At 68.0% G+C, this 15,690-nt stretch carries 15 protein-coding genes; 3 read left to right on the forward strand and 12 right to left on the reverse strand.

Features of this window, described 5'->3' with window-relative positions:
- Position 1: 1 nt before the first annotated feature.
- The 12 genes from AC5Y3Z_RS00275 to dxr all read right to left on the reverse strand — a co-directional run bounded on the left by AC5Y3Z_RS00275 (position 2) and on the right by dxr (position 12,876).
- Positions 2-778 carry a 3-oxoacyl-ACP reductase gene (locus tag AC5Y3Z_RS00275; RefSeq protein WP_473139945.1) on the reverse strand — a complete coding sequence of 259 codons (777 nt, stop codon included), beginning with the start codon at positions 776-778 and terminating at the stop codon, positions 2-4.
- Positions 775-2,142: an aldehyde dehydrogenase family protein gene (locus tag AC5Y3Z_RS00280; protein ID WP_463826987.1), complete on the reverse strand. Its 1,368-nt coding sequence runs from the start codon at positions 2,140-2,142 to the stop codon at positions 775-777. The genes AC5Y3Z_RS00275 and AC5Y3Z_RS00280 overlap by 4 nt, the downstream gene beginning before the upstream one ends.
- Entirely contained in the window at positions 2,139-2,879 is a 741-nt protein-coding gene (locus AC5Y3Z_RS00285) for a gamma-glutamyl-gamma-aminobutyrate hydrolase family protein (RefSeq protein ID WP_473139946.1), read from the reverse strand. Before AC5Y3Z_RS00285 ends, AC5Y3Z_RS00280 begins: the two co-directional genes overlap by 4 nt.
- Positions 2,860-4,215, reverse strand: a complete 1,356-nt coding sequence (locus AC5Y3Z_RS00290) for a glutamine synthetase family protein (RefSeq protein WP_473139947.1) — start codon at positions 4,213-4,215, stop codon at positions 2,860-2,862. The genes AC5Y3Z_RS00285 and AC5Y3Z_RS00290 overlap by 20 nt, the downstream gene beginning before the upstream one ends.
- Positions 4,216-4,241: 26 nt before the next feature.
- Positions 4,242-4,790: an alpha/beta hydrolase gene (locus tag AC5Y3Z_RS00295; protein ID WP_463827175.1), complete on the reverse strand. Its 549-nt coding sequence runs from the start codon at positions 4,788-4,790 to the stop codon at positions 4,242-4,244.
- 92 nt (positions 4,791-4,882) lie between these two features.
- Positions 4,883-5,740, reverse strand: coding sequence for a type I methionyl aminopeptidase (gene map, locus AC5Y3Z_RS00300; protein ID WP_463826990.1), 858 nt, complete (start codon positions 5,738-5,740; stop codon positions 4,883-4,885).
- 36 nt (positions 5,741-5,776) lie between these two features.
- On the reverse strand, positions 5,777-6,352 hold the full coding sequence (locus tag AC5Y3Z_RS00305; protein ID WP_463827176.1) for a DUF1707 SHOCT-like domain-containing protein: 576 nt from the start codon (positions 6,350-6,352) through the stop codon (positions 5,777-5,779).
- A gap of 78 nt (positions 6,353-6,430) precedes the next feature.
- Complete coding sequence (locus tag AC5Y3Z_RS00310) at positions 6,431-8,239, reverse strand: penicillin-binding transpeptidase domain-containing protein (protein ID WP_473139948.1); 1,809 nt, start codon at positions 8,237-8,239, stop codon at positions 6,431-6,433.
- 91 nt (positions 8,240-8,330) lie between these two features.
- Complete coding sequence (locus AC5Y3Z_RS00315) at positions 8,331-9,185, reverse strand: GNAT family N-acetyltransferase (RefSeq protein WP_473139949.1); 855 nt, start codon at positions 9,183-9,185, stop codon at positions 8,331-8,333.
- Positions 9,186-9,234: 49 nt separating this feature from the next.
- Entirely contained in the window at positions 9,235-10,413 is a 1,179-nt protein-coding gene (ispG, locus tag AC5Y3Z_RS00320; RefSeq protein WP_463826993.1) for a flavodoxin-dependent (E)-4-hydroxy-3-methylbut-2-enyl-diphosphate synthase, read from the reverse strand.
- A gap of 19 nt (positions 10,414-10,432) precedes the next feature.
- The gene (locus AC5Y3Z_RS00325) at positions 10,433-11,647 is read right to left on the reverse strand and encodes a M50 family metallopeptidase (RefSeq protein ID WP_463826994.1); all 1,215 of its coding nucleotides are present in this window, start codon (positions 11,645-11,647) and stop codon (positions 10,433-10,435) included.
- Entirely contained in the window at positions 11,647-12,876 is a 1,230-nt protein-coding gene (gene dxr / locus AC5Y3Z_RS00330; RefSeq protein WP_473139950.1) for a 1-deoxy-D-xylulose-5-phosphate reductoisomerase, read from the reverse strand. Before dxr ends, AC5Y3Z_RS00325 begins: the two co-directional genes overlap by 1 nt.
- 96 nt (positions 12,877-12,972) lie before the next feature.
- On the opposite strand from dxr, the gene AC5Y3Z_RS00335 reads away from it, so the two are divergent.
- From AC5Y3Z_RS00335 to AC5Y3Z_RS00345, 3 genes are all read left to right on the forward strand, one after another.
- Entirely contained in the window at positions 12,973-14,691 is a 1,719-nt protein-coding gene (locus tag AC5Y3Z_RS00335; protein WP_473139998.1) for a cytochrome c biogenesis protein DipZ, read from the forward strand.
- 82 nt (positions 14,692-14,773) lie between these two features.
- Positions 14,774-15,352 carry a fasciclin domain-containing protein gene (locus AC5Y3Z_RS00340; RefSeq protein ID WP_463826996.1) on the forward strand — a complete coding sequence of 193 codons (579 nt, stop codon included), beginning with the start codon at positions 14,774-14,776 and terminating at the stop codon, positions 15,350-15,352.
- A gap of 78 nt (positions 15,353-15,430) precedes the next feature.
- Positions 15,431-15,685, forward strand: coding sequence for a DUF2631 domain-containing protein (locus tag AC5Y3Z_RS00345; protein ID WP_463826997.1), 255 nt, complete (start codon positions 15,431-15,433; stop codon positions 15,683-15,685).
- Positions 15,686-15,690 lie beyond the last annotated feature (5 nt).

Genomic DNA, 15,690 nt, shown 5'->3' on the forward strand with positions numbered 1-15,690 from the left:
CTCAGATCGGGGTCACGTAGGCCGAGCTGATGCCGCCGTCGACCAGGAACGTCGACGCGGTGATGAACGACGCGTCGTCACTGGCCAAGAACGCCACCGCGGCGGCGATCTCGTCCGGATCGGCGAACCGGCCCAGCGGCACGTGCACCAGCCGGCGCGCCGCCCGCTCCGGGTCTTTGGCGAAAAGTTCCTGCAGCAGCGGAGTATTCACCGGACCCGGGCACAGCGCGTTGACGCGGATGCCCTGCCGGGCGAACTGCACACCGAGTTCGCGTGACATGGCCAGCACGCCCCCCTTGGAGGCGGTGTAGGAGATCTGTGACGTCGCCGAACCCAGCACTGCGACAAAGGATGCCGTGTTGATGACCGCACCCCTGCCGGCCGGCACCATGTGCCGCAACGCCGCCCGGCAGCACAGGTACACCGACTTCAGGTTGACGTCCTGCACGTGCTGCCAGGCCGCCAGTTCGGTGTGCTCGATCAGGTCGTCCTCCGGCGGTGAGATACCGGCGTTGTTGAACGCGATGTCGACCCCACCGCAGGTGTGGGCGGCGGCGTCGAACAGCTTGTTCACCGACTCCTCGTCGGAAACGTCGACGTGCACATACAGACCGGACAGTTGCTCGGCGGCCGCGCCGCCGGCCTCGCCGTCGATGTCGGCGATGACGATGGTGGCACCCTCGGCGTGCATGCGGCGGGCGGTGGCCAAACCGATGCCGCTGCCGCCGCCGGTGATGACGGCCACCCGCCCGGCCAGCCGTTGCGTCAGGTTGATCACGGACTCTCCTTGATCGCGATGAAGACGTTCTTGGTCTCGGTGAAGTGCAGCGGCGCATCGGGTCCGAGCTCGCGGCCCAGCCCCGACTGCTTGAATCCGCCGAACGGGGTGCTGTAACGGACCGAGGAATGCGAATTCACCGACAGGTTGCCGGACTCGACCGCGCGGGACACCCGCAGCGCCCGGGACAGATCGTCGGTCCAGATCGACCCGGACAGACCGTATTCGGTGTCGTTGGCCAGCTCGACGGCGTCCGCCTCGTCGTCGAAGGCCAGCACCGTGACCACCGGTCCGAAGATCTCGTCGGTGACGCTGCGGTCACCGCGTTGCGGGGTGAGAACCGTTGGTGGGAACCAGAATCCGGGGCCGGCCGGGGCGACGCCCTGAAACGCGACCGGGGCACCGTCGGGCACGTAGGAGGCCACCCTGGCGCGGTGCGCCGCCGATACCAGCGGGCCCATCTCGGTGTCGCGCTGGGCGGGATCGCCGACCACTACGGCTTTGACGGCCGGCTCCAGCAGTTCCATGAACCGCTCATAGACGTTGCGCTGCACCAGGATTCGGCTGCGGGCGCAGCAATCCTGTCCAGCGTTGTCGAACACCCCGGCCGGTGCGGTCGCGGCCGCACGCTCCAGATCGCAGTCGTCGAAGACGATGTTGGCGCTCTTGCCGCCCAGTTCCAGCGTCACCCGTTTGACCGCCGCTGCCGCGCCGGCCATCACCTTCTTGCCGACGTCGGTGGACCCGGTGAACACCACTTTGCGGATGTCGGGGTGGGTGACGAACCGCTCCCCCACCACCGCACCCTGGCCGGGCAACACCTGCAGCAGGTCCGGGTCCAATCCGGCCGCGGCGGCCAGCTCACCGATTCGCATGGTGCTCAGCGGCGTCCATTCGGCAGGCTTGACCAGTACCGCATTGCCCGCCGCCAGAGCGGGCGCGATGGCCCAGGTCGCGATCACCATCGGGAAGTTCCACGGGGTGATCACCCCGACCACGCCCATCGGTTCGTGGAAGGTGACGTCGATGCCGCCCGCCACCGGAATCTGCTTGCCGCACAGTCGTTCCGGGCTGCCGGCGTAATACTGCAGCACATCGCGGACGTTGCCGGCCTCCCATTCGGCCGAGGTGATCGGGTGTCCGGAGTTGGCCACTTCCAGCGCGGCCAGTTCGTCGAGGTGGGCGTTGACGGCGGCGGCGAACGCCCGCAGGCCGGCGGCGCGGTCGGCCGGCGCGAGCCTGGCCCACCGTTTCTGGGCCGCCCGGGCGCGGCCCACCGCGTCGTCGACGGCCGCCGCGTCGGCGTGCTCCACCGAGCGCAGCACTGCCGCGGTGGCGGGGTTGAGCAGCTGTACCGCAGTCACCGGCGCGTCCTTGCCGCGTCGACCAACGCAGTGAACAGCCGCAGGTCGTCCAGCGACTTCTCCGGGTGCCATTGCACCGCAAGGCAGAACGTGTCACCGGGCAGCTCCACGGACTCGACCACCCCGTCGGCGTCCCAGGCACCGACCACGAGTCCGTCGCCCACCTTGTCGATGGCCTGGTGGTGATAGCACGGCACGTCGGTGGACTCACCCAGCAACGCCGCCACCCGGGTGCCCACCACCGTGCGCACCGGCAGCCTGCTGAACACCCCGTCGCCGGCCCGGTGCCCGGAGTGGCCGAGCACCTCGGGCAGATGCTGGTGCAGGGTGCCGCCGAAGGCGACGTTGAGGATCTGCGCGCCCCGGCAGATGCCCAGCACCGGCAGCCGCCGGTCCAGCGCGGCCCGTAGCAACGCGAACTCCCAGGCGTCCCGATCGGTGCGCGGCGCATCGGTGGTGGGGTGCGGCTGTTGGCCGTAGCAGGCAGGGTCCAGGTCGTACCCCCCGGTGATCACCAGCGCATCCAGGCGGTCGAGCAGCGCATCGACGGTGTCGGGCGCCACCGGCTGCGGCGGCAGCAGGACCGGGACGCCACCGGCGAGCGCCACGCCCTCGAAGTAGTCGGCGGGCAGGTAGGCGGCCGGGATGTCCCAGACCCCGGTGCGGACCTGCTCCCGATACATGGTGAGCCCGACGACCGGAGCTCGCGCGCTGTCCCTAGAGCCGTTCAAAGCCACGAATCCTCTCCCAGTCGGTGACCGCCGCGTTGAACACCGCCTGTTCCACGTGCGCGTTGTTGAGGTAGTGGGCGACCACCTCGTCGCCGAACGCCGCACGGGCACGTGACGAGGCCCCGAATGCCGCGGCCGCCTCGGTGAGCGTGCCGGGCAGTCGCTCCACATCCTGGGCCTCGTAGGCATTCCCGAGGTACGGCTCGCCGAGCTCGAGACCCTGCTCGATACCGTACAACCCGCCCGCGACGAGCGCCGCCACGGCGAGGTACTGGTTGACGTCGCCGCCGGGAACCCGGCACTCGACGCGGATACTCGGTCCGTGCCCGACCACCCGCAGCGCGCAGGTGCGGTTGTCCAGGCCCCAGGCCACCGCGGTGGGCGCGAAGCTGCCGTCGGCAAAACGCTTGTAGGAGTTGATGTTCGGCGCATAAAACAGCGTGAACTCCCGCACGGTGGCCAGCAGCCCGGCGATGAAGCTCCGGAAGGTGGCCGACATACCCTGTGGCGCATCGGGATCGGAGAAAACCGAGCCCTCGGTGTCGCGCAGCGAGACATGGATATGGCAGCTGTTGCCTTCGCGCGCATCGTATTTCGCCATGAACGTCAGGCTCTTGCCGTGCCGGTCGGCGATCTCTTTGGCACCGTTCCTGTACACCGCGTGGTTGTCACAGGTGACCAGCGCCTGGTCGTAGCGGAAGCCGATCTCCTGCTGGCCGGCATTGCATTCGCCTTTGCTGGTCTCCACCCGCAGCCCCGCGCCCTGCATGCCCAGCCGGATATCGCGCAGCAGCGGCTCCATCCGCGTGGACGCCGCGATCGCGTAATCGATGTTGTAGTCGCTGGCCGGGGTCAGGTCACGGTAACCGCCGGCCCAGGCCTGCCGGTAGGACTGGTCGAAGACGATGAATTCCAGCTCGGTAGCGACGTCGGCGACCAGCCCACGCTCGCCCAGCCGATCGAGTTGGCGGCGCAGCACCGCCCGCGGCGACACCGCGACCGGACTGCCGTCGGCCCAGGACAGGTCGGCCAGGACCAACGCTGTGCCCGGCAGCCACGGCACACGGCGCAGCGTGCTCAGGTCCGGTGTCATCGTCATGTCGCCGTAGCCGGTCTCCCAGCTCGACATCGCATACCCGGCAACGGTGTTCATGTCGACGTCGACGGCCAGCAGATAGCTGCAACACTCGGCGCCGTGCCCGGCCACCTCGTCGACGAAGAACCGGCCCGCCACCCGCTTGCCGACCAGCCGGCCCTGCATGTCGGTGAACGCCACGATGACGGTGTCGATGTCACCGGCAGCGACCAGCCGTTCCAGGTCAGCCTCGGAGAACCCAGTCATGCTCGTCAGTCAACCACCTGGAAACCTCACCAACCGCTGGTACGCAGGATGATCTCGGTGGCCAGCTGCGCGGTCGTCTCGTGCGCGCTGCGCCGCCCGAGCATCTCCACCACCCGGTAGTCACCGAAGACGAAGCGCTGGCTGTCCCGGGCGGCGTCGCGCACGGTCGGCACGCTCACCAACACGGTAGTGGCGATTTCCACCGGCGGGCACGTGTCGTCGGGCCCCTCGCCGCCGTTGATCCGCGGATGTGGCCGGTCGATCGCGACCAGTCCGGCGAAGCGACCCAACTTGGTGGCGGCCAGCACCCACGCCAACTCCGCGCCGCTGCGATCGCCGACCACCACCGCCCAGCCGATCCCGAGCGAATCGAGGATGCCGATCACCGACTTCGGGGTCAGGCGCGGGTCGGCGCCGATCACGACGGTGCGCAGCGAGGCGTTGTGCAGTCGCTCGCAGAGGGGGTCGTAGGCGGCGGGGGCGCGTTGCTCGGCGGCCAGCACCACCACGACAGTGCCCTTCTCCGGGCCGGACACGCCCACCGGGACCGGGAAGCCGTCGTGCGTGGTCATCATCGTCGGGGGCACCACCGCAAATTACCGGAAATCGCCGCCCCGGGCAGCGGACGGCATCGCTGTGTGGGCCGGCCCCGACACTGGACGGCAGCTCAGGGCAGCGTGAGGATTTCGGCCCCGGTTTCGGTGACCAGCAGCGTGTGCTCGAACTGCGCGGTCCACTTGCGATCACGGGTGACCACTGTCCAACCGTCGTCCCAGATCTCGTAGTCCAGCCCACCCAGGTTGATCATCGGCTCGATGGTGAACGTCATCCCCGGCTGAATTACCGTGTCGACGGCGGGCTGGTCGTAGTGCAGCACGACCAACCCGTTGTGGAATGTGGTGCCGATCCCGTGCCCGGTGAAGTCACGAACCACGTTGTAGCCGAACCGATTTGCGTAGGCTTCGATGACGCGTCCGATCACCGACAGCGCCCGGCCGGGCTTGACGGCCTTGATCGCCCGCATCGTCGCCTCGTGGGTGCGCTCGACCAGCAGGCGGTGCTCCTCAGAGACGTCGCCGGCCAAAAACGTCGCGTTGGTGTCGCCGTGTACGCCGTTGATGTAGGCGGTGACGTCGATGTTGACGATGTCGCCGTCCTCGATCACCGTCGAGTCGGGAATGCCGTGGCAGATCACCTCGTTGAGCGAGGTGCAGCACGATTTCGGGAAGTGCTTGTAGCCCAGCGTCGACGGGTACGCCCCGTTGTCGACCATGTATTCGTGGGCGATGCGGTCGAGTTGGTCGGTGGTGACGCCCGGGGCGACGGCCTTGCCGGCTTCCTGCAGCGCCCGGGCCGCGATCTGGCCGGCGACGCGCATCTTCTCGATGACCTCGGGCTCCTGCACCCACGGCTCGGTGCCTTCCTTGGCCGTGGATTTGCCGACGTATTCCGGGCGCGCGATCCACGTGGGTACCGGCAGCGTCGGGGACAGCACGCCGGGGGAAAGCGCGGTACGAGCGGGCATGGCAGACAGCTTAGCGAGGCGCACCCGGCGCTGCCGCTACGAGCGGCCGTCGAACAGGTGCGGGCGGCGCAGCAGCGCCCGGCGCGGACCGCGAATGATCACCGAGCCGAACACCAGCTGACCGGTCAGCACGACGTGCGGATTGCCTTCCGCCGGCGGGTCTTTGCGACGATCGCTCGCGCTGCCCACGTAGGCCTCGACATTGTCGATGGAGGCGCTGGCGCCCTCCGGCAGACGCAGATCGAGGTTGCCGAACTTCATGTCGATCTCAATGACGACCACGGGCCCCGCGAAGCGCGCCTTGGTGAGATCGAGGTCGATGTTGCCGAACCTGCGCACCAGCGTGAGCCGGGTCGGCACCGTCCACTCCCCGTGCCGCTTGAGCGAACCGGCCCAGCCGCGCAGTTCCACCCGGTCGGTGGCGGAGCTGACGATCGCACCTGGTCCGGGCAGGTCGCCGACCAGGCTGTCGAGCTCGTTGCGGGTCCGCGCATAGGCCACCTGGGTGGACCGTTGCTCGAACTCGTCGATGTCGATCAGCCCGAGCGCCAGGGCATTGTGCAGGCGGCGCATGGTGCCGTTGCGGTCGGCGTCGGAGACCCGCAACGCCATGTCCCCGTCCGTCACGGCCTACTCCGGTCTTTCGCGCACACCCTCGCAACTTACCGCCGCCGGCGGGTTCGATGACTATCAGGCCAGGTAGCCCGGCGGCAGCGAGTCGAACATCACCTTGGTCATCCGGACCGCGTATTCCGAGCTGCCGCCCCCGACGATCAGCGCCGCGAAAGCCAGGTCGCCGCGGTATCCGGCGAACCAGGAATGCGAGCCGCCCGCGAATTCGGCCTCACCGGTCTTGCCGTAGACCTCCCCGCACCCGGCGATCTCCTTGGCGGTCCCGTTGGTCACGACCAGCCGCATCATCGGCCGCAGTGCCTCCACCATCTTTGGGCTGATCGGGGTGTTGTCGCCGTTGACCGTGGTCGGCCGGCCGGCGATCAGCTGCGGCACCGGGGTTTTGCCGGCGGCGACGGTGGCCGCCACCAGGGCCATGCCGAACGGGCTGGCCAGCACCCGACCCTGCCCGAAGCCGTCCTCGGTGCGCTCGGTCAGATCCACTGTCGGCGGTACTGAGCCGGTCACCGTGGTGATGCCCTCGACCTGGTAGTCCAGTCCGATCCCGTAGCGGGTGGCCGCCTGGGTCAGCCCGCGCGGTGGGAGTTTGCTGCTCAGTTCGGCGAAGGTGGTGTTGCAGGAACTGGCGAAGGCACGCGACAGCGGCACCACGCCGAGGTCGAAGCCGCCGTAGTTCGGGATGGTGCGATGGCCGATGTCCAGGTGGCCGGGGCAACCCAGCATGGTGTTGGGGGTCGCCATGTCGCGGTCGACGGCCGCGCCGGCGGTGACCATCTTGAAGGTCGAACCCGGTGGATACAGGCCGGTGGTGGCCGGCAGGCCCTCGGCGCTGGCCCCGGCGTTCTGTGCGATGGCCAGGATCTCCCCGGTCGACGGCTTGATCACCACCAGCATCGCCTTGCCGCCGCGGGTGTCCACCGCGTGCTGCGCGGCGTTCTGCACGGCTCGGTCCAGGGTGATCGACACCGACGGCGCCGGCGAACCCTCGACTTCGTGCAACACCGCGACGTCCACACCGTTCTGGTTGGTGCTGACGATGCGCCAACCGGCCTGGCCGTCGAGCTGGTCGATCACGGCCTTGCGCACTTCGCTCATCACTGCCGGCGCGAAGTGGGGATCGGTGGCCAACAGTTCGGGTCGTGGTGTGATGACGACGCCGGGAAGCTGGCCGATCGCCGGAAAGACCCGGTTGCTGTCGTCGGGCAGCAGGGTGACCAGGTCGACGGGCCGGGTCGCCGAGCTGGCGGTCTCGGCAAGCAATTGCGGGTCGTTGAGCTGGTCGTTGAAGGGACGCAACGCGTCGATCACCGCATGCGATGTCGCGCTCAGTTCCGGCCCGGCCTGGGTGGCGTCCAGCGAATAGTTGTACAGATAACCCGGGGCCAGCACATCGGTGCCGCCGAATTCATTGACCGAGGCGCGCCGGGGCTGGTCGGCGCGCAGTGCGAACGTCTGGTGTTCGCCCAGCTTGGGGTGGAGCCCGGTCGGGGTCCAGCGCACCTGCCACCGTCCCTCGTCACGGGCCATTTTCAGCTGGCCGTCATAGCTCCAGGTCCGGTTCTTGGGTAGATGCCAGGTGAAGCGATACACCACCATGCCGGTGTCCTCGGCGTACTTCGAGCTCAGCACCTGGGCGTCGAGATGGGTGGCCTGCAGGCCGGCCCATGCGGCGTTGAGTGCTTCGCGGGCCTCGTTGGGCGCGTCGCTGAGTCGCGCGGCGGTTGCGGTGTCGCCGACCGACAGCGCGGCCAGGAACTTCTCGGCGGCCGGTCCGGGGCCCTCGGGTTTCGGGGTGCACCCGGGCAGGATCGTCAGCACGATCAGCAGACCGACCACCGCTGTTGCCAATGTTGTTTTTGTGACCATCGATGCTGATGTTAAAGCTGTGACCGCGCGACGACGGCCGACACACCGAGACCGAACCGTTATGGCTTGGACCCGGTCGGGCCCGGCGCGGTCAGTCCAGCAAGATGGTGGCGAAGGTGCCGACTTCTTTGAACCCGATCCGGGCGTAAGCGGCCCGCGCCACCGTGTTGAAGTCGTTCACGTACAGGCTGGCGATCCGCCCGCTGCCGACGATCACGGCGGCCAGCGTCGCGGTCCCGGCCGTGCCCATTCCGCGGCCGCGCAGCTCGGGATGGACCCACACACCCTGGATCTGTCCGACCGATGGCGACTGTGATCCCACTTCGGCCTTGAACACGACCTGGCCGTGTTCGAAGCGCGCCCACGCCCGTCCGGCCGCGATCAGGCTGGCCACCCGGCGGCGATAGCCGCGGCCGCCGTCGCCGAGCCGCGGATCGACGCCGACTTCGCCGATGAACATGTCCACGGCGGCCACCAGATAGGCATCGAGTTCCTCCGGGCGCACCTGGCGCACTTCGGTGTCCAGCGTGCACTGGGGATGGGTGTTCAGCGCCATCAGCGGCTGGTCGGCGCGCACGTCACGCGCCGGACCCCAGGCTGGTTCCAGACGCTGCCACATCGGCAGCACCAGATCGGCCCGCCCGACCAGCGACGAACACCGCCGCGCCGTGCTCTTGGCCTCGTCGGCGAACGCATTCAGATCGATCAGGTTGCCCCGCAACGGAATCAGGTTGGCGCCGGCGAAGCACAGCGACTCGTCCACACCGCCGCGCGTCCACAGTTCCCCGCCGATCGAATTGGGCTCCACGCCGTAATCGGCGACGCGCGCGGCCACCATGCACGATTCGACCGGGTTCTCGCCGAGGACGCGCCATACGGCGGCGGCATCACGCACCACCGACACCCGTCTCTCGCCAACCAGGCGCAAGATGGGCGGAGCCGACATCTCAAAACTCTCTGTCGTGCGTGTCGAGGGCCGGTGAGTCAGGCCTCTATCAGCTTACGGTCACAATAGGCGAACCGCTCGCTGCCGTCCCGGGATTCTCGGTCGCGTCGGCCTCCGAGCCCATCTGCTCGGCCAGCCGCATGGCCTCTTCGATCAGCGTCTCGACGATCTGCGATTCGGGCACCGTCTTGATCACCTCGCCCTTGACGAAGATCTGGCCTTTCCCGTTGCCGGAAGCCACGCCCAGGTCCGCCTCGCGGGCCTCGCCGGGGCCGTTGACCACGCACCCCATCACCGCGACGCGCAGCGGCACGTCGAGTCCGTCCAGTCCGGCGGTCACCTCGTTGGCCAAGGTGTAGACGTCGACCTGAGCGCGACCGCAGGACGGGCAGGACACGATCTCCAGACCGCGCGGGCGCAGATTGAGCGACTCCAGGATCTGGGTGCCGACTTTCACTTCCTCGACCGGGGGCGCGGAGAGCGAGACCCGGATGGTGTCGCCGATGCCCCTGGACAGCAGCGCACCGAAGGCGACGGCGGACTTGATGGTGCCCTGGAACGCCGGTCCGGCTTCGGTGACACCCAGATGCAGCGGATAGTCGCACTGCTCGGCCAGCTGCTGGTAGGCCGCGACCATGATCACCGGGTCGTTGTGCTTGACGCTGATCTTGATGTTGCCGAAACCGTGCTCCTCGAACAGCGAGGCCTCCCACAGCGCCGACTCGACCAGCGCCTCCGGGGTGGCCTTGCCGTACTTCTGCATGAAGCGCTTGTCCAGCGAACCCGCGTTGACGCCGATACGGATCGGGATGCCGGCGGCGCCGGCGGCTTTGGCCACCTCGCCGACCCGGCCGTCGAACTCCTTGATGTTGCCGGGATTGACGCGGACGGCCGCGCACCCGGCGTCGATGGCGGCGAAGATGTACTTCGGTTGGAAGTGGATGTCGGCGATGACCGGGATCTGGCTGTGCTTGGCGATCTCGGCCAGTGCGTCGGCGTCCTCTTGGCGCGGGCATGCCACCCGGACGATGTCGCAGCCGGCCGCGGTCAACTCGGCGATCTGCTGCAACGTGGTGTTGACGTCATGGGTTTTGGTGGTGCACATCGACTGCACCGCTATCGGATGGTCGCTGCCCACCCCGACGTCGCGCACCATCAGCTGACGCGTTTTACGGCGGGGAGCCAGCGTGGGCGCCGGGGGCTGCGGCAGGCCCAGGCCAACGGTCACTGTTCTGCCTTCTCTCTATTTACTGGAACAGGCGGATCGGGTTGACCAGGTCGGCGGTGACGGTCAACAGCATGTACCCGACCACGAAAATCAGCACGACGTAGGTCGCCGGCATCAATTTCAGATAGTTCACCGGGGCGGCGGCCACCTTGCCGCGCGCCGACCGAATCGTGTTGCGGATCTTCTCGTACACCGCGACCGCGATGTGGCCGCCGTCGAACGGCAACAACGGCAACAGATTGATCGCGCCCAGGATGAGGTTCAGCTGGGCCAGGAAGAACCAGAACGCCACCCACAGGCCGTGGTCGACGGTGTCGCCGCCGATGATGCTGGCGCCGACGACGCTCATCGGGGTCTGCGGGTCCCGCTCTCCGCCGCCGATGGCATTGACCAGGGCACCAACCTTGGTCGGGATGGCGGCCAGCGATTTGCCGACCTCGACGGTCAACTGCCCGGCGAAGACGAACGTTCCCGGCACCGCGGTGAGCACGTTGTAATGGGTGGGTTCGTTACGGGTGGCGCCCACCCCGATGGCGCCGACCGTGGCGGGTTCGAGTTGCTTGCCCTGCGCGTTGGGGACGTAGCGCTGGGTGGATTCGACGGTCACGTTCGTGGTGATGGTCCTGCCGTCCCGCTCGACGACGACCGGGACGGTGCCGTGCAGCTTGCGCACCGCGGTGGCCATTTCCTCGAACGAGGACACCGGGGTGTCCCCCACCTTGACCACCACGTCACCGACCCGGATCCCGGCCTGGGCCGCGGGGCCCGGACCGTTGCACTTGTCCAGCTTGCCTTTGCTGGTTTCCGGTGCCACGCAACTGACTTCGCCGACGACGGCTTTGGTGGACGGGTGCAGGTTGGGCAGTCCCCAGATCAGCGCGATCGCGTACATCAGCACCAGGCAGATGACGAAGTTCATGCCCGGCCCGGCGAACAGCACCGCCACCCGCTTCCAGGTGGCCTGCTTGTACATCGCGCGGTCCTCCTCGTCAGGCGCGAGTTCCTCGACCGGCGTCATCCCGGCGATATCGCAGAAGCCGCCCGCCGGAATGGCCTTGAAGCCGTACTGGGTCTCGCCGCGCCGGGTGGACCACAGCGTGGGACCGAAGCCGACGAAGTAGCGGCGCACCTTCATGCCGGTGGCGCGCGCGGCCCACATGTGTCCGCACTCGTGCAGGGCGACCGAGATGAGGATGGCAAGTGCGAACAGCACAATGCCGACGACGAACATCATCAGCCTGATACGACCTTTCTCACGCCAGCGACTCCGACCGACGCCGAGCTTGTTTTCGCGATCGCGCGCTGTGCCCGCTCGCGGGCCCAGCGCTGCGCCTCGAGTACCTCATCCACGGTAGCGGGTACCTGGCCGAATTGCGGGGCCCACCGGTCGGCGGCGTGCAACACATCAGCGACGGTGTGCACGATCGCGGGGAATCCGATCCGGCCGCCGAGGAAGGCCGCAGCCGCCTCTTCGTTGGCCGCGTTGTAGATGGCGGTCATGCAGCCGCCTGTTTCGCCGGCAGCGCGGGCCAGTTCCACGGCCGGAAAGACGTCGCTGTCCAGCGGCTCGAATTCCCAGGTCGACGCCGTGCTGAAATCACACGCGGCGGCGGCACCGCTGACCCGGTGCGGCCAGCCCAGCGCCAGCGAGATCGGCAGCTTCATGTCCGGCGGACTGGCCTGGGCGATCGTCGAGCCGTCGATGAAGGTGACCATCGAGTGCACGATCGACTGCGGGTGCACGACGACATCGATGCGGTCGTAGGGGATGCCGAAAAGCAGGTGGGTTTCGATGAGCTCGAGCCCCTTGTTGACCAGCGTGGCCGAGTTCAGCGTGTTCATCGGCCCCATCGACCAGGTCGGATGCGCGCCGGCTTGCTCGGGGCTCACGCCGTGCAGGTCGTCGGCCGACCAGCCCCGGAACGGCCCGCCCGAGGCCGTCAGCACCAGCTTGGCGACCTCGTCGGCGGTGCCCCCGCGCAGGCACTGGGCCAGCGCGGAGTGTTCGGAGTCCACCGGCACGAGCTGGCCCGGGCGCGCCGCTGCCAGCACCAGAGGTCCGCCGGCGATCAGAGATTCCTTGTTGGCCAGGGCGAGGCGGGCACCGGATTCCAGTGCGGCCAGCGTCGGCCCCAACCCGAGGGCGCCGACCAGGGCGTTGAGCACGACGTCGGCGTCGGTGTCCTGGACCAGCCGGGTGGCGGCATCGGGGCCGCGGTAGGGAATGTCGCCGGCCCGCTCCGCGGCGGCCGCGTCGGCCACCGCGATGTTGGTCACCCCGGTCTCGGCACGCTGCCGCAGCAGCGTGTCCATATTGTGACCACCGGCGGCCAGCCCGACCACCTCGAAGCGGTCCGGGTTGGCGGCGATGACCTCGAGCGCCTGGGTACCGATCGAGCCGGTGCTGCCCAGCACCAGCACCCGCAACCGGCGTTCGGCCGGCCCGTCATCGCCGATAGTCACCCGTCCATTGTGCCGCCAGGCACCGTCAGACGATCATCGAGCCGCGAGGCACCGTCCAAAATCAGTCCGCGGCGGGCACCGTACCGAATGACTGACATGTTGACCCTCGCCCTAGTCGGCTTCGTCGGTGGCCTGATCACCGGGATCTCGCCGTGCATCCTGCCGGTCCTACCGGTCATCTTCTTCTCCGGAGCCCAGCGCACGCCGACCGCTCAATCCGACAGCGCGGTGGCGGTCAAGCCAGAACAGTCCCGCGCGCAGCGGACCCGGCCCTATCGGGTGATCGGCGGTCTGGTGCTCAGCTTCAGCGTGGTCACCCTGCTGGGCTCGGCGCTGCTGTCAGCGCTGCGACTGCCCCAGAACGCACTTCGGTGGGCGGCACTGATCGCATTGCTGGCGATCGGTGTGGGCCTGGTGTTCCCGCGCTTCGAACAACTGCTGGAACGGCCGTTCGCCCGCCTACCGCAACGTCACATCGGCAGTGCCGCCGATGGATTCGGTCTCGGCCTGGCACTGGGCGTGCTCTACGTCCCGTGTGCGGGCCCGGTGCTGGCCGCCATCGTCGTAGCCGGGGCCACCGCGAAGGTCGGCGTGGGCACCGTGATGCTCACCGCGGCGTTCGCTATCGGCGCTGCGGTGCCATTGTTGTTCTTCGCACTGGCTGGACAGCGGATCACCCAGCGCGTCAGCGCCTTTCGACGGCGGCAACGCGAGATCCGGATCGGCGCGGGAATCGTCACTATTCTGCTCGCGGTCGCCCTGGTGTTCGACCTGCCCGCGGTGTTGCAGCGAGCGATTCCCGACTACACCTCGTCGCTGCAGCAGCAGGTCGCCGGATCACGGCAGGTCCAGGAAAGGTTGCGGGGCGTCGCCAGCGGGCAGCTGGCCGATTGCAGCAATGCGTCGACCCAGCTCCAGAACTGCGGTGCGGCACCGGATTTCAAAGGGATCACCAGATGGCTGAACACCCCCGGCGGCGCACCGGTCGCCCTGGATTCGTTGCGCGGCAAGGTCGTACTGGTCGACTTCTGGGCCTACTCGTGCATCAACTGCCAGCGCGCCATCCCGCATGTGGTCGGCTGGTATCGGGCTTACCGGGACAGTGGGTTGGCGGTGATCGGCGTGCACACGCCCGAGTACGCCTTCGAGAAGGTGCCCGCCAACGTCGCCCAGGGTGCGGCCGATCTGGACATCACCTACCCGGTCGCATTGGACGACAACTACTCCACGTGGACCAACTACCACAACCTGTACTGGCCGGCCGAATACCTCATCGACGCCGACGGCGTGGTGCGGCACACCAAATTCGGCGAAGGTGACTACAAGCAGACCGAGTTGCTGATCAGGCAGTTGCTTGCCGACGCCCAGCCCGGTGTCCGGCTTCCTGAGCCTGTCGACGCACCGGATCTGACACCCACCACTGTGCTGACCCCGGAGACGTACTTCGGTGTCGGCAAAGCCGCCAACTTCGGTGGCGGCGGCGCATACGACGAAGGCGCGGCGACGTTCAGCTACCCGCCGAACCTGGCGTCCGACAAGTTCGCACTGCGCGGCCGCTGGTCACTGGACTATCAGGGCGCCACCGCCGGCGGCGACGACTCGACGGTCAAACTCAACTACCACGCCAAGGACGTGTACGTGGTGGTCGGCGGCACCGGCACCCTGAGCGTGACGCGGGACGGCAAGACCACGACGCTAGCCATCAACGGACCCCCGACCAGCCATCGGATGGTGGCCGGCGAGGCGCTTGCCACCGCAACCGTCGAGGTGCGCGCCAGCAAGGGCTTGCAGTTTTTCTCGTTCACTTACGGCTGAACCCATCCAGGTGTCGGTCCACTCCGAATCACTGGGGTCGGGGGGTCTCAGCACATAGCGACGAGCAAAGGAACGAGCGACGATGAAGACGCAGAATTCAATCGCAGCAACCGGTTTCGCGGCCGCCCTGGTGGCCTGCGCGGTAGCTGTGTCCCCGACCGCGTCGGCGGCCGATCTGGTGGGCCCGGGTTGTGGGGATTATGCAGCCATGAACCCCACCGGTCCGGCTTCGGTGCAGGGCATGTCGCAGGTCCCGGTGACCGAGGCAGCCGCGAACAACCCGATGCTCACCATGCTGACCTCGGCGCTGTCCGGCGGGCTCAACCCGCAGGTGAACCTCGTCGACACCCTCAACAGCGGCCAGTACACGGTGTTCGCGCCCACCGACGCCGCCTTCGCCAAGTTGCCGGCGGCCACCGTCGAGCAGCTCAAGACCGACGCACCGATGCTGACCAGCATCCTGACCTACCACGTGGTCAACGGTCAGGCCAGTCCGGCCAGGGTCGCCGGCACCCACCCGACTCTGCAGGGCGCCAGCCTGATGGTGACCGGCCAAGGCAACAACATCCGGGTCAACAATGCCGGTCTGGTCTGCGGCGGCGTCTCGACGGCCAACGCTCAGGTGTACATGATCGACACGGTGCTGATGCCGCCGTCGTAACAGGTGCTTCGCTGCTCGCCGGCGGACGGCTGTGCCAGAATGTCAGGGTCTGAATCCAGTCCAACCGGAGGGATCGCCGTGGCAAGTACTGAGGTGGAGCCGTACGCCGGCGTCGACGAAGCTGAGGTGCCGTCCGCGCGGTGGGGCTGGAGCAGGATCAACTACCGCACCTGGTACGGCGTCGGTATCGCCAGCATCGTGCTGCTGCTGGCGTTCCTGCGCGGCAACCACGTGGGACACGTCGAGGACATCTTCTGTGTCGGGTTCGCCGTGGTCGTCCTGTTCATTCTGGTTCGCGACATCTGGGGACGACGCCGCGGCTGGTTGCGGTAACCCGG

The organism is Mycobacterium sp. NGS61 (assembly GCF_059812325.1).

Coding starts and splice junctions, on each gene's coding strand:
- AC5Y3Z_RS00315 (WP_473139949.1), bottom strand. CDS start 9,185: ATGTCGGCTCCGCCCATCTTGCGCCTGGTTGGCGAGAGACGGGTGTCG.
- map (WP_463826990.1), bottom strand. CDS start 5,740: ATGCCCGCTCGTACCGCGCTTTCCCCCGGCGTGCTGTCCCCGACGCTG.
- AC5Y3Z_RS00340 (WP_463826996.1), top strand. CDS start 14,774: ATGAAGACGCAGAATTCAATCGCAGCAACCGGTTTCGCGGCCGCCCTG.
- AC5Y3Z_RS00325 (WP_463826994.1), bottom strand. CDS start 11,647: ATGATGTTCGTCGTCGGCATTGTGCTGTTCGCACTTGCCATCCTCATC.
- AC5Y3Z_RS00310 (WP_473139948.1), bottom strand. CDS start 8,239: ATGGTCACAAAAACAACATTGGCAACAGCGGTGGTCGGTCTGCTGATC.
- AC5Y3Z_RS00335 (WP_473139998.1), top strand. CDS start 12,973: ATGTTGACCCTCGCCCTAGTCGGCTTCGTCGGTGGCCTGATCACCGGG.
- AC5Y3Z_RS00295 (WP_463827175.1), bottom strand. CDS start 4,790: ATGATGACCACGCACGACGGCTTCCCGGTCCCGGTGGGCGTGTCCGGC.
- AC5Y3Z_RS00305 (WP_463827176.1), bottom strand. CDS start 6,352: ATGGCGTTGCGGGTCTCCGACGCCGACCGCAACGGCACCATGCGCCGC.
- AC5Y3Z_RS00290 (WP_473139947.1), bottom strand. CDS start 4,215: ATGACTGGGTTCTCCGAGGCTGACCTGGAACGGCTGGTCGCTGCCGGT.